The following is a 14,001-nucleotide window of genomic DNA, read 5'->3' as shown; positions in this document are numbered from 1 at the left end:
GGACAACCCATGAACAAATGGTCTCACTGGCTGGCGGCTGGGGCGCTGGCACTGGGCATGCAGAGCGCACAGGCTGACGACAGCAACACGCTCTATTTCTACAACTGGACCGAATATGTGCCGCCGGGACTGCTGGAGCAGTTCACCAAAGAAACCGGCATCAAGGTGATTTACTCCACCTACGAGTCTAACGAGAGCATGTATGCCAAGCTGAAAACCTGGAAAGATGGCGCGTATGACCTGGTGGTACCCTCCACTTACTTTATCGCCAAAATGCGCAATGAAGGGATGTTGCAGAAAATTGATAAGTCTCAGTTGAGCAACTTTCACAACCTCGATCCGAATCTGCTCAACAAACCGTTCGATCCCAATAACGATTACTCGATCCCTTATATCTGGGGCGCAACCGCGATTGGCATCAATACCGACGCCATTGATCCGAAAAGCATCACCGGCTGGGCCGACTTGTGGAAGCCGGAATATAAACAAAGCCTGCTACTGACCGATGATGCACGCGAAGTGTTCCAGATGGCGCTGCTTAAGTTGGGATACTCGGGCAACACCCGTGATCCGAAGGAGATCGACGCGGCTTATGAAGAGTTGAAAAAGCTGATGCCGAACGTGCTGGCCTTCAACTCCGATAACCCAGGCAACCCTTATATGGAAGGGGAAGTGAATCTCGGCATGATCTGGAATGGTTCCGCCTATGTTGCGCGTCAGGCCGGCACACCGTTGCAGGTCATCTGGCCGAAAGAAGGCGGTATTTTCTGGATGGATAACCTGGCGATCCCGGCCAATGCCAAAAACAAGGCCGGCGCGCTGAAGTTGATAAACTTCCTGCTACGCCCGGAAGTCGCCGCAAAAGTGGCGGAAACCATTGGTTATCCGACGCCAAATCTGGCAGCGAAGAAATTGTTGCCGAAAGCGGTGGCGGAAGACCCGTCGCTGTATCCCTCCGCAGACGTGATTAATCACGGCGAGTGGCAGAATGATGTCGGCGATGCCAGCGTGCAGTATGAGACGTTGTTCCAGAAACTCAAAGCGGGACGTTAACAAAAATGCGCGATAAATCGCGCCGCTACGAGACCTGCATGTATTGTAGCGGCGCGATTTATCGCGCGGATTTTTGTCTATTTATACAACCCACGCAGAAAGGTGTGCACAAACTCCGGCACCACTACGCTCGCCAGGCCGTACTGACCTTCAGCAAATTCGTTACCGATATGGCTGGGTTCCAGATTCAGTTCCACCGTATGCGCGCCCTGTATTTTCGCCTCATGGACAAAACCGGCCGCCGGATAGACATGACCAGAGGTGCCAATCGCGATAAAGAGGTTGGCGCTATCGAGTGCCTGATAAATCTCTTCCATCCCCAGCGGCATTTCGCCAAACCACACCACATGCGGACGCAATGCGGAAGGGAACTGACAGCAGGTGCAGCGGTCATCCGGGGTGAGATCGTCGGTCCAGTCAATCACCTGGCCGCTGCTGACACAGCGCACTTTCAGCAATTCACCGTGCATATGCAGCACGCGTTGGCTACCGGCGCGTTCGTGCAAATCATCGATATTTTGCGTCACCAGCAGAAAGTTATCGCCCAATACCTGCTCCAGCTCCGCCAGGGCCAGATGCGCCGCATTGGGTTGGATGTCAGGTTGTTGCAGTTGACGCCGACGCGCATTGTAAAACGCCTGTACCAGCGCCGGATCGCGGTGAAATCCTTCCGGGGTGGCAACATCTTCTACCTGATGTTCTTCCCACAGGCCATCCGCCGCGCGGAAGGTGCGAATGCCTGATTCCGCTGATATTCCCGCCCCGGTTAACACCACCACACGCGGTAAGGGATGCGCGGCCAGCTCGGCTTTACGATCGCGTTCAAAAATACGCTGGCGAAAGCGCTGATGCACTTTACGACGCGTTTTTTTATAGCGGGCGAGTCGTAAGCGGCGACGGGGTGTGCGCATAAAGGCTCCTTAATCTGCGCAGCCGCGATACCGCCGCTGCGCCTGTTTGCGGTTACTGCCCGCTCAACACGCGGGCCGGGTCGATGCGGCTGGCGCGACGGGCCGGATACCAACTGGCGAGCAGGCTCAGAATTATAGCCGTGGCCAGGACGGAAATCACATCCAGCCAGTGCAGCTCTGACGGCAGGAAGTCGATAAAGTAGATATCTCCGGCCAGCAATTGATGGCCGGTAAGATGTTCCAGGCCGCGCATAATCGGTGTCAGATTCAGTGCCACCAGCACGCCAACCACCACGCCACTGACGCTGCCCAGCAACCCAGCGAGCAGCCCGTACCAGATAAAGATGGCGCGAATCAGGCCATCCTTCGCCCCGAGCGTGCGCAGCACCGCGATATCGCTACTCTTATCCTTCACCGCCATCACCAGCGTCGAGACGATATTGAAGCAGGCGACGCCAATCACCAGCACCATCGCCAGATACATAATGGCGCGGATCATCTGAATATCACGGTACATATAACCGTAAGTCCCAATCCAGCTACGGATATAGACGTACGAATGGGTCACTTCACCGGCGTCACGCACCAGTTTCTGTGCCTTGAACGGGTCGCTCATCTTCAGCGCGATACCGCTGACGCTGTCGCCCATATCCAGATACGTTTGTGCATCAGCCAGCGGCACCAGCGCCAGGCTGTGATCCAACATGCCGCTGAGTTGCAGAATACCGCTCACCTGCAAACGGATGCGTTTCGGCTGAAGCAGCTTATTTTCGCCATCATTGTTGGGGATCATGATGGTGATCCAGTCACCCTGCTTCACGTTTAGCGACTTAGCGATACCACCGCCCAAAATGATTTGCTGTTTTCCGGCCGCAAATTGTGACCAGGCATCACCGGCAACAAAACGCGGCAGCGCACTGAGGCGCGGCTCCTGTTGCGGATCCACCCCTTTGACCTGGAGCGCCTGTAACTTCGCGCCGCTCTCAATCAAGCCGGTAAAGTTGACGTAAGGGGCGGCGGCGGCAATACCCGGCACCTGCTCGATCGGCGCAATCATCGGCTGCCAGTTGCGAAACGGCTGGTTTACCGGCTCGATTTCACCGTGCGGCACCACCGCCAGAATGCGGTTGTTCAGTTCCCGTTCGAAGCCGTTCATCGCACTCAGGCCGATGATCAACACCGCCACGCCCAGCGCGATACCGACGGTGGAGATAATCGAAATCAGCGACACCATGCCGCCACGCCGACGGCCACGGCTGAAGCGCAGCCCCAGCAGCAGGGATAACGAAGGCGTCATTACTGCGCTCCCAGCGTTAAATGTTCGCTCAACTGACCGTCGCGCATCTCCATCTGACGGCTGAGACGTTTCGCCAGCTGTAAATCGTGTGTCACCACCAGAAATGCGGTGCCCTGGCGGGTATTGAGTTCACCCAGCAACTCAAAGATCGCATCAGCATTGCGGGCATCGAGGTTGCCGGTTGGCTCATCCGCCATCACCAGACGCGGGCGATTCACCAGCGCACGGGCAATCGCCACACGCTGCCGCTCACCACCGGATAACTCGGAAGGACGGTGCGCAGCGCGTTTCTCCAGCCCAACGGCCGCCAGCATCTCACGGGCGCGCGCTTCCGCTTCACCTTTGGCAGCTTTGCCAATCAGCAGCGGCATCGCCACGTTTTCCAGCGCGGTGAAATCCGGCAGCAGGTGGTGGAACTGATAAATAAAGCCCAACTCGCGGTTGCGCAGCTCCGCTTTGGCCGAAGAGGACATCGCATTCAGCGATTTACCATCAAAGATTACATCGCCAGAGGTTGGCGCATCCAACCCGCCCAGCAGATGCAGCAAAGTACTCTTACCGGAACCGGAGCTGCCGACAATCGCCGTCAGTTCACCGGGTTGCAGGCTGAAAGCCACGTTGCGCAGCACATCGGTCTGCACGCTGCCTTCCTGATAGCGTTTGCACAGGTTACGACACTGCAACAAAGGGGTGTTACTCATAACGTAAAGCCTCAGCGGGTTGAACGGCGGCAGCGCGCCATGACGGATAAAAAGTAGAAAGCAGCGCCACGGCCATCGACACCAGCGCAATGGTGACCACCTGCCAGACATTGATGTCCACCGGCAACGCGGCACCATCGAGGAACAGGCCAATCACCGGCAGCAAATGGTTGAGCTGGCTGGCGAGCAACACCCCCAGCAGTGTGCCGAGCAACGCGCCGATAATACCGGCGCTGGCGCCCTGCACCATGAACACCGCCACAATCTGCCGACGGGTTAAGCCCTGGGTTTGCAGAATCGCCACTTCGGCCTGCTTTTCCATAATCAGCAGGCCCAGCGAGGTAATGATGTTAAACGCGGCGACAGCAATGATCAGACTGAGCAGCAGCCCCATCATATTTTTCTCCATGCGTACCGCCTGGAACAGATCGCCTTTGCGCTCGCGCCAGTCTTTCCACACCAGGCCATCGGCCAGTTTTTGCTGGCTGAGGGTATCGACGTCGAGCGGTTTATCCAGCCACAGACGCCAGCCGGTGATGTTGCCGAGCGGATAGCGCATCACGCGTGAGGCATCCTGCTGATTCACCAGGATCTGGTAGCCGTCCACTTCGCTGTTGGCGGCATAGGTACCCGCCACGGTAAAGATACGCTGGCTCGGCACGCGACCTACCGGCGTAAACTGGCTGACTGACGGCACCATCAGACGCAGCTGGTCGCCACGTTTGACGCCCAACTGCCCGGCCAGTTGCTCACCGAGAATCACGTTGTATTGTCCGGCTTGCAGCACGCTCTGCGGAGTATTGACCAGATAAGGGGTTAAGGGGTCTTTTTCGTCCGGGTTGATGCCAAGCATCACTCCGACCGAAACGTTGTGGGCGCTTTGCAGCACCACATCGGCGGTGGTCAATGGCGCAACACGGCTGACACCCTGCAAATTAAGGCTTTGCGCCGTGAGTTGCTGCGGATTGATGCTGCCTTTATCGCTGGTCACCAGCGCCTGCGGCATCAGACCGAGGATATTGCCCTCCAGCTCGCGCTCGAAGCCGTTCATCACCGACAGCACTGTCACCAGCGCCAGCACTCCCAGCGTGATGCCGATAGTGGAGAGCCAGGAGACGAAGCGACCGAAGCGGTCTGAAGCGCGGCCACGCATGTAGCGCAGGCCGATGAATAACGCGACTGGTTGATACATGAGATCCGTCTTGGCAGTAGCCTGAAAATAAGTAGTGGGATGATAAAGGAGCCGCCTGCTTTATGAAACCTCTAACCCTCTGAGTCTGCGGCAAAGTTGCGTCAAAATGCGTCGCATAGCGACCTCATGCACAAAAAAGCGACAAAATAATGACGTTAATTGTACGTTTATTGGTCAGCCGCTGCGGTAAACTACACTAAGTAGTGATGTTGAGTGTGGGGGTACAACATATGCTCAAGTTTCCCAAAGGCAGTATCGTTAAACACAAATCGGGTGAAATTAAAGGCGTGATCGTTAACGTGTTCGAGCAGGGTGATGCGCCAACCGGTTATTACGTGAAGTGGGACGACGGTAACCACAGTTATCATCTGGAACAGGAACTCTCCTGGGCCAACGTCGATCGACCGCGTATGCATTATACGCAGCAATCAATTAAGTAACGGAACCGGGAAAAAAGCACCGCGACAGGTGATCCTCAGGGCGGATTGTGGAATGATGACGCCCTGGAATAAAAGGAGAGAATGTCGAGACCCCATGTCCGAACAGAGTCGTTATACCCTGCCAGTCAAAGCCGGTGACCACCGTCAACTCGGTCAACTGGTGGGAGCCGCCCAGGCGGTTGAGTGTGCCAGCATCACCGAACATCATCAGGGTCCGGTGCTGATGATTACCCCGGATATGCAATCTGCCCTGCGACTACAGGAAGAGATTCGCCAGTTCACCGATCTGCCGGTCAGTAACCTCGCCGACTGGGAAACGCTGCCCTACGACAGCTTCTCCCCGCATCAGGACATTATCTCCTCCCGTTTGTCCACCTTGTATCAATTGCCGACCCTGACGCAGGGCATGCTGATCATGCCGGTGAACACGCTAATGCAGCGCGTTTGCCCGCACAGCTTTTTACACGGCCATGCGCTGGTGATGCGTAAAGGGCAACAGCTTTCGCGCGATGCCCTGCGCGACCAACTGGAACAAGCCGGTTATCGCCATGTTGACCAGGTGATGGAGCACGGGGAATATGCTACGCGTGGTGCGCTGCTCGACCTGTTCCCGATGGGCAGCGATCAGCCGTACCGCATTGACTTCTTTGATGATGAAATCGATAGCCTGCGCCTGTTTGATGTCGACAGCCAACGCACGCTGGAAGCGGTCGACGCCATCAATCTGCTGCCAGCCCATGAATTCCCGACCGATAAAGCCGCCATTGAACAGTTTCGCACCCGCTGGCGCGAAACCTTTGATGTGCGCCGCGAAGCGGAACACGTTTATCAGCAGGTGAGCAAAGGCACCCTGCCCGCCGGGATTGAATACTGGCAGCCGCTGTTTTTCGAGCAGGCGCTGCCGACGTTATTCAGCTACCTACCTGCCAACACTTTGATTGTTAACAGCGGCGATCTGGAAAGCAGCGCGCAGCGCTTCTGGCAAGACGTCAATGCGCGTTTTGAAAACCGCCGTATCGACCCGATGCGCCCACTGCTGGAGCCGGTGGCATTGTGGCTGCGTCCGGATGCGTTATTCAGTGAGCTGAAAGCCTGGCCACGCGTCCAGTTAAGCAGCGAAACGCTGGCTGACAAGGCCGCCAATACCAACCTCGGCTATCAACCGCTGCCGGAACTGACAGTGCAGGCTCAGGCCAAAGCGCCACTCGATCTGCTGCGTCAGTTCCTGGAACAGTTCAACGGTCCGGTGGTGTTCTCAGTCGAGAGCGAAGGCCGGCGTGAAAGCTTGCAGGAACTGCTGACGCGCATCAAATTGCGTCCACAGCCCATCAGCCGCCTGGCGGACGCCAGCGCACAACCGCACAGCCTGATGATTGGTGCCAGCGAACGCGGTTTTATCGATAACGCACGCCAGCTGGCGTTTATCTGCGAAAGCGACCTGCTGGGCGAGCGTGTCAGCCGCCGTCGTCAGGACAACCGCCGCACCATTAATCCGGATGTGCTGATACGCAACCTCGCCGAGTTGCATCCCGGTCAGCCGGTGGTGCATCTGGAACACGGCGTGGGACGTTATATTGGCCTGACCCGACTGGAAGCCGGGGGGATTGAAGCCGAATATCTGATGCTCTCCTACGCTGGCGACGCCAAACTGTATGTGCCGGTCTCGTCGTTGCATCTGATCAGCCGTTACGCCGGGGGCGCTGACGAAAACGCGCCGCTGCACAAGCTGGGAAGCGATGCCTGGTCCCGCGCCCGTCAGAAAGCGGCAGAAAAAGTCCGTGACGTGGCAGCAGAACTGCTGGATATCTATGCCCAGCGCGCCGCCAAAGCCGGTTTTGCCTTTAAGCACGACCGCGATCAATACCAATTGTTCTGTGAAGGCTTCCCGTTTGAAACCACGCCGGATCAGGCCCAGGCGATCAACGCCGTACTGAGCGATATGTGTCAGCCGCTGGCCATGGACCGTCTGGTGTGCGGTGACGTGGGCTTCGGTAAGACCGAGGTTGCGATGCGCGCCGCCTTCCTGGCGGTGGAGAACAGCAAACAGGTGGCGGTGCTGGTGCCCACCACCCTGCTGGCTCAGCAGCACTACGATAATTTCCGCGATCGTTTTGCCAACTGGCCTATCCGCATTGAGATGCTGTCACGCTTCCGCAGTGCCAAAGAGCAAAACCAGGTACTGGAGCAGGCGGCTGAGGGCAAAGTTGATATCCTGATCGGCACGCACAAGCTGCTGATGAGTGACCTGAAGTGGCACGATCTCGGGCTGTTAATTGTCGATGAAGAACACCGCTTTGGTGTGCGTCACAAGGAGCGCATCAAGGCGATGCGCGCCGATGTCGATATTCTGACGCTGACCGCGACCCCGATCCCGCGTACCCTGAATATGGCGATGAGCGGCATGCGCGATCTGTCGATTATCGCTACGCCACCGGCACGCCGTCTGGCGGTGAAAACCTTTGTGCGCGAGTACGATAGCCTGGTGGTGCGTGAAGCGATTCTGCGTGAAGTGCTGCGCGGCGGCCAGGTTTACTATCTGTACAACGATGTGGAAAACATCGAAAAGGCGGCCCAACGGCTGGCGGAACTGGTGCCGGAAGCCCGCATCGCCATTGGTCACGGCCAGATGCGTGAGCGCGATCTGGAACGGGTGATGAACGATTTCCACCACCAGCGCTTCAACGTGCTGGTGTGTACCACCATCATCGAAACCGGTATCGACGTGCCAAGCGCCAATACCATCATCATCGAACGTGCCGACCATTTTGGCCTGGCGCAGCTGCATCAGTTGCGTGGTCGTGTCGGCCGTTCGCACCACCAGGCGTATGCCTGGTTGCTGACCCCACATCCGAAAGCCATGACCACCGACGCACAAAAGCGACTGGAAGCCATCGCCTCACTGGAGGATTTGGGTGCCGGTTTTGCGCTGGCGACCCACGATCTGGAGATTCGCGGGGCCGGTGAATTGCTGGGCGAAGATCAGAGCGGCCAGATGGAAACCATCGGGTTTACCTTGTATATGGAGCTGCTTGAAAGCGCGGTCGATGCGCTGAAGGCCGGACGCGAACCCTCGCTGGAAGACCTCACCAGTAACCAGACGGACATTGAGCTGCGTATGCCAGCGCTGCTGCCGGATGATTTTATCCCTGATGTGAACACCCGTCTGTCATTGTACAAACGCATCGCCAGCGCCAGCGATGACGGCGAACTGGCTGAGCTGAAGGTGGAGATGATTGACCGCTTTGGCTCCCTGCCTGATGCAGCACGTAATCTGCTGGATATTGCAGCGTTGCGTTTAGTTGCGCGTCAGCTGGGTGTGCGCCGTATCGAGGCCAGTGAAAAAGGCGGTTTCTTTGAGTTCGCGCCGCAGAATCATGTCGATCCTGGCTGGTTGATTGGTCTGCTGCAAAAAGACCCGCGCCAGTGGAAGCTGGATGGTCCGACACGCCTGAAATTCACCCGCGATTTAGCCGAGCGCAAAACGCGCATGGCGTGGGTGCAGAATTTCGTCAGTGACCTGATGAAAAATCGGGTGTAAGGCTTATTGCTGGTGCGCAGCAATGCGCATCAGCTTAAATAAAATTAATGGTTTTATCATTCCATTGAAAACACCATAAATTGATTGTCTTTATATATCATAAAATTAAACATAACTCTTTTTAACCCCGCCCACGTAAAATATCAGTCCTGATACTGGATAAGCCCAGGGTTGCTGACTATCTTTCTCATCAGTCCATTTTATGCGCTGGTGTGTTTATGCTGTTTCGCAAGGAAGTCAGTGAACATTTGCAGTCACGTTACGCCGGACCGATTCTGCTTATCACCGGCTGGCCCGTATGGATAACGTTGTGCATCACCTTACTGTTTCTTGCCGCGCTGTTGCTTTTTCTGTGGCAGGGCAGCTACACACGCCGGGCCAATGTCAGTGGCGAAGTCATCACCTGGCCCCACACCATCAATCTGTTTGCACCTGAACAAGGGGTGATTTCCCGTTTATTAGTCTCCCCCGGCCAACAGGTCAATGCCGGTACGCCGCTGTATGCGCTGGATATCAGCCGCGTGTCCTCTTCCGGCAACCTCAGCGCCACCACCCGTGCCCTGCTGAAAAAACAGCAGCAGCAGATGGGAGAAATGCAGCATCAGTTGGCACAAAATCGACGCGCCACCCTGACCAGCATTCAGCAGCAACTTGATCAGTTACGCAGCGCCCGCGAAAAAACCCAACAGATGGTGGATTCTGCCACTGAAGGGTTGAACGTGATGCGCAGCAGTATGAACGACTATAGCCGTTTCATGCGTAAGGGGCTGATCACCACCGACCAGCAAAACAATCAACGCTATCTTTTTTATCAACAGCTTAGTGTCTGGCATAGCCTGAACTCGCAGCGGGTACAACAGGATATGCAGATTGCAGAGCTGCTCAGCCAGCAGGTGACCCGTGCCGCCGATTTTGACGCCCAGCAGGCGCAGTACCACATCCGGCAGGCCGATATTGAGCGGCAGTTGGCGGAAGCTGATGCAGGCAGTGAGCGCCTGATTTCCGCCCCCTCAGCCGGACGTATCTCGTCATTAAGCGTCACTGCAGGTGAGATGGTTAGCGACGGCGATAGCCTGGCGCAATTGGTGCCGACCGGCGATAGCACCCCCAGCCTGGTGATCTGGCTACCGAACGACAGCGTCCCGTACGTCAAACCCGGTGACATGATTAATATCAGCTATGCCGCGTACCCGGCGGAGAAATATGGTCAGTTTCCGGGCAAGGTGCTGTCGATCTCCTCCGCGCCGGTTTCACCGCGTGAACTCAACAACTATGGCAGCGCGCCACGGTTAGCGGATGGGCAGATCGCCGGAGCCTGGTTTAAAGCCAATGTAGCGCTGAATCACCAGGGATTGCGCTGGCAGGGAAAAACGCTGCCATTAGCCAGTGGTATGCAGCTCCAGGCCACGGTGTTTCTTGAAAAGCGCCCACTGTGGCAGTGGATGCTCTCCCCTTACTATTTCCTGAAAAACAGCATCACGGGGCCAGTCAGTGACGAACGGTGAAATGAAAGAACTCTTCTCCCGCCTGCATATCCGCCTGCGACGTCGCATGCCAGTGCTGTTGCAAACTGAAGCAGCTGAATGTGGGCTGGTTAGTCTGGCGATGATCGCCAGTTGGTATCAGTTACCGGCAGATCTGAGACTGCTGCGCCAACAATCCGGCATCTCATCCCGGGGGGCGACCCTGCGTACCGTGATCGATACCGCCGCGATGGCCGGTCTGAAATCGCGCGCACTACGGCTGGAGATGGATAATCTGCGAGCGCTGAAGTTGCCCTGTATCCTGCACTGGGATCTTAACCATTTTGTAGTGCTGGTGGCGGTTAAGCGTAACCGCGTCATTATTCATGATCCGGCTACAGGTCATCGTGTGTTGGGGATGCAGGAAGTTTCGCTGCATTTTACCGGCGTGGCGCTGGAATTATGGCCCTCGGGTGAAATACCGAAAAATTCCCCTGCCCGCCCACGCATACCTCTCTGGTCACTGACGGGACGCATTGCTGGCCTGGGAACTACGCTCACCAAATTATTCTGTTACTCGGTGCTGATAGAATCCGTCAGTCTGCTGCTGCCCGTGGGGATGCAGATGGTGCTGGACCATGCCATCCCCGCCAGCGATGCCGGACTACTGACGTTGATTTGTCTCGGATTAGTGTTTTTTGTGCTGTTTCGCACCGGTGCCAGCATGCTCAGAGGCTGGACTTCGCTGGTCATGAGCACCCTGATTACGGTGCAAGGCAAAGCGCGGCTGTTTGACCATCTGCTCGCGTTGCCAACCGAATGGTTTGAAAAGCGCAAGCTTGGCGATATTCAGTCGCGCTTTACCTCGCTGGAGACGCTACAAACCACTCTGACCAGTAATGTGGTCAGCGGCATTATCGACAGCATTATGACCGTGGGCCTGATTATCATGATGCTGTTGTATGGCGGCAGTTTATTATGGGTGGTGCTGGCGTTTACCCTGCTGTGGATCCTGTTTCGTCTGGGTACCTACCAGGCATGGCGGCAAAGCTCAGAAGAACAAATTGTCAAAAATGCCCGTTCCGGTTCCCATTTTATGGAAACCTTGTATGGCATCCACACCATCAAAGCGCTGGGATTAGCGGCACTACGGGCGCAGCATTGGTTAAACCTGAATGTCGAAAGCGCCAATACCACCATCCGCAAGACCCGCTTTGAGATGCTGTTTTCAGGCGGTAATACCCTGATTGCCACGCTGCAACAAATTACCCTGTTGTGGCTGGGGGCGAATGCGGTGATAGCCGGGCATATGACGCTGGGGATGTTTGTCGCCTTCAGCACCTATCGTGGACTCTTTGCCGATCGCACTGCGGCCCTGCTGGATAATGTGCTCCAGCTCCGCATGCTGTCTGTGCATAAGGAACGCGTGGCCGATATCGTCCTTGCGACACCTGAAACGACACCTGGCGCGCCTGTCCATCCGCTTCTGCACCACGAGGAGCCAGCAGCATTATCCGTCAGAAACTTGACCTTCCGGCACGACCCGTTCAGCCCCTTGCTGTTCAATGAGCTGGATTTGGATATTCATGCCAGAGAATGTGTGGCGATCACCGGCCCCTCCGGTAGAGGAAAAACCACCCTGCTGAAGATTATGGCCGGATTGCTGAAGCCGACAGGCGGAGAAGTGTATGTCAATGGCATCGACATTCGTGCCAGCGGGATCGCCAACTGGCAGGCCTGTATCGCCTGCGTACTTCAGGAGGACACGCTACTGGCCGGTTCCGTGGCGGAGAACATTTGCTCCTTTGATACCCAGCCAGATGATGCGTGGATACAGGAATGCGCCAGACTCAGCCAAATTCACGATGATATTCTGGCCATGCCGATGGGGTATCAAACGTTGATCAGTGAGTTAGGGGGAAGTCTCTCTGGCGGGCAAAAGCAGCGGCTGCTGATCGCCCGCGCACTGTATCGTCGCCCCCAGGTGTTATTTCTGGATGAGGCAACCAGCCACCTTGATGTCGATAACGAGAGCCGAATCAATGCAGCCATCCGCGGGCTGAACATCACCCGTATCCTGATCGCCCACCGCCCTTCAACTATCGCCTCGGCAGACCGGGTGATCGATATGGCGGAGTGGTCATAACCTATTTAGGACAGAACTGAGTTTGTTACGGAATTATTCTTTCCCGTATTGATGGTTATATAAAATAATCCGGAAAAATACCGGAGACTTATTTTCGCCAGTAAAAATAACTTTCTTTTTTAGGGCCAATTATTTTTCAAAAATATTCTTTTCATTCATCCAATGCCGTCTATCCTGAATAAGGGCTTTCAAAAAACAAGGCCCGATTCAAATATCGTTATCATCCAGTCAACCATTTTTTGATAATCTGGAGTCCAACTATGAATGAATCAATGCGTGAACTCTCTGAGCAGGAAATTTCACAGGTTAGCGGCGGCGCGGTATCACTTCCCGGTGTCGCGGATGTGAGCGGAGTCGTGGGTAACCTCACCTCAACTGTCACGGGCTTACTCGGTTCGGTGCTATCGACCGTCGGTGGCGTGGTGAGTGGCCTTGGCTCAGCATTGAGTGGGTTAACCAATAACTCAGGTATTTGATGGTTGTAGTTTTCATATATCTGTAGCGCCTCAGGGATGAGGCGATAATTAGCCATGAAAAATGGCTTTAATTTTTAGCGGCGCGATTTATCGCGCTATTTTTTTATAAAAATCCGCGCGATATATGCCAGAAATGATTAGGGGGCGATCCCTGAGGATCGCCCCTGCTGTGATGTGTCTTTGCCCAATCAGGCCTGATTTGAATTCAGGATCAACTGACCATTACGGTCAAGCGGAATGCGGGTGCCAGGGTCTTTTTCCATACGGATTTTGCCCTGCTGGTCGCCTATTTTATAGGTCACGTCATAACCCAGCATTTTTTCCTGTTTGTCATACACCGTTTTGCAACGTTGTTCTGAAGTGGTATAGGTATCACGTTCCTGCATACCTGCCTGTACCTGATTACCGGCGTAGCCACCCGCCAGTGCACCTGCGACTGTCGCCACATCCCTGCCGCGTCCACCACCGAACTGGTGACCCAGCACACCGCCAGCCACCGCACCCAATACGGAACCGGTCAAACGATTCTCATCCTGCACCGGACGGCGATGGGTTGATGTCACATTGCGACACTCCTGTCGCGGTTGCTTGATACTCTCTTTAATCGGTGTTGCGGAGAGAACCTGAGCGTATTGCGGGCCACGGTCAAAGACATCCATGCTGGCAACTGCAGCAACCCCTAATGCGGCCGCTACGCCAATACCGATACCCGCTAACATTGATTTGTTCACAGGAATGTCCTCCTGAAGTTGTTACCGCGCAATCCTGAAACTCACAGCATCCT

Annotated in this window: 11 protein-coding genes; 6 read left to right on the top strand and 5 right to left on the bottom strand. The window is 55.7% G+C overall.

The features are described from left to right. Positions 1 to 9: 9 nt before the first annotated feature. On the top strand, positions 10 to 1,053 hold the full coding sequence (gene potD / locus AC6I8R_RS07805; RefSeq protein WP_497832085.1) for a spermidine/putrescine ABC transporter substrate-binding protein PotD: 1,044 nt from the start codon (positions 10 to 12) through the stop codon (positions 1,051 to 1,053). A gap of 77 nt (positions 1,054 to 1,130) precedes the next feature. Here potD and cobB read toward each other — a convergent pair whose 3' ends face one another. From cobB to lolC, 4 genes are read right to left on the bottom strand one after another with little or no spacing between them, the layout of a single operon-like run. After that, positions 1,131 to 1,964, bottom strand: coding sequence for a Sir2 family NAD+-dependent deacetylase (gene cobB / locus AC6I8R_RS07800; RefSeq protein WP_021185630.1), 834 nt, complete (start codon positions 1,962 to 1,964; stop codon positions 1,131 to 1,133). Positions 1,965 to 2,016: 52 nt separating this feature from the next. Beyond that, positions 2,017 to 3,261, bottom strand: a complete 1,245-nt coding sequence (gene lolE / locus AC6I8R_RS07795; RefSeq protein WP_415175146.1) for a lipoprotein-releasing ABC transporter permease subunit LolE — start codon at positions 3,259 to 3,261, stop codon at positions 2,017 to 2,019. After that, positions 3,261 to 3,962, bottom strand: coding sequence for a lipoprotein-releasing ABC transporter ATP-binding protein LolD (lolD, locus tag AC6I8R_RS07790; RefSeq protein WP_497832084.1), 702 nt, complete (start codon positions 3,960 to 3,962; stop codon positions 3,261 to 3,263). Before lolD ends, lolE begins: the two co-directional genes overlap by 1 nt. Beyond that, the gene (gene lolC, locus AC6I8R_RS07785) at positions 3,955 to 5,154 is read right to left on the bottom strand and encodes a lipoprotein-releasing ABC transporter permease subunit LolC (protein ID WP_021185627.1); all 1,200 of its coding nucleotides are present in this window, start codon (positions 5,152 to 5,154) and stop codon (positions 3,955 to 3,957) included. The genes lolD and lolC overlap by 8 nt, the downstream gene beginning before the upstream one ends. A 230-nt stretch (positions 5,155 to 5,384) precedes the next feature. Here lolC and AC6I8R_RS07780 point away from each other — a divergent pair, with 230 nt between their 5' ends. From AC6I8R_RS07780 to AC6I8R_RS07760, 5 genes are all read left to right on the top strand, one after another. Then, a complete protein-coding gene (locus AC6I8R_RS07780) occupies positions 5,385 to 5,594 on the top strand; it encodes a hypothetical protein (protein WP_021185626.1) in 210 nt (69 codons plus the stop codon). Between the two features lie 94 nt (positions 5,595 to 5,688). Next, entirely contained in the window at positions 5,689 to 9,132 is a 3,444-nt protein-coding gene (mfd, locus tag AC6I8R_RS07775; protein ID WP_497832083.1) for a transcription-repair coupling factor, read from the top strand. Between the two features lie 218 nt (positions 9,133 to 9,350). Continuing rightward, positions 9,351 to 10,637 carry an HlyD family secretion protein gene (locus tag AC6I8R_RS07770; protein WP_415175144.1) on the top strand — a complete coding sequence of 429 codons (1,287 nt, stop codon included), beginning with the start codon at positions 9,351 to 9,353 and terminating at the stop codon, positions 10,635 to 10,637. Next, on the top strand, positions 10,624 to 12,741 hold the full coding sequence (locus AC6I8R_RS07765) for a peptidase domain-containing ABC transporter (RefSeq protein ID WP_415175143.1): 2,118 nt from the start codon (positions 10,624 to 10,626) through the stop codon (positions 12,739 to 12,741). The genes AC6I8R_RS07770 and AC6I8R_RS07765 overlap by 14 nt, the downstream gene beginning before the upstream one ends. Before the next feature lie 260 nt (positions 12,742 to 13,001). Continuing rightward, positions 13,002 to 13,217 (top strand): hypothetical protein, encoded by a 216-nt coding sequence (locus AC6I8R_RS07760; RefSeq protein WP_021185622.1) that lies wholly within the window; start codon positions 13,002 to 13,004, stop codon positions 13,215 to 13,217. Positions 13,218 to 13,405: 188 nt separating this feature from the next. On the opposite strand, the gene AC6I8R_RS07755 is transcribed toward AC6I8R_RS07760, so the two are convergent. Beyond that, on the bottom strand, positions 13,406 to 13,948 hold the full coding sequence (locus AC6I8R_RS07755; RefSeq protein ID WP_021185621.1) for a glycine zipper 2TM domain-containing protein: 543 nt from the start codon (positions 13,946 to 13,948) through the stop codon (positions 13,406 to 13,408). Between the last annotated feature and the right edge of the window lie 53 nt (positions 13,949 to 14,001).

It is taken from the genome of Pantoea sp. X-Soil-OKNW-713 (assembly GCF_059730685.1).
This window is presented reverse-complemented; position numbering and strand designations above follow the sequence as displayed.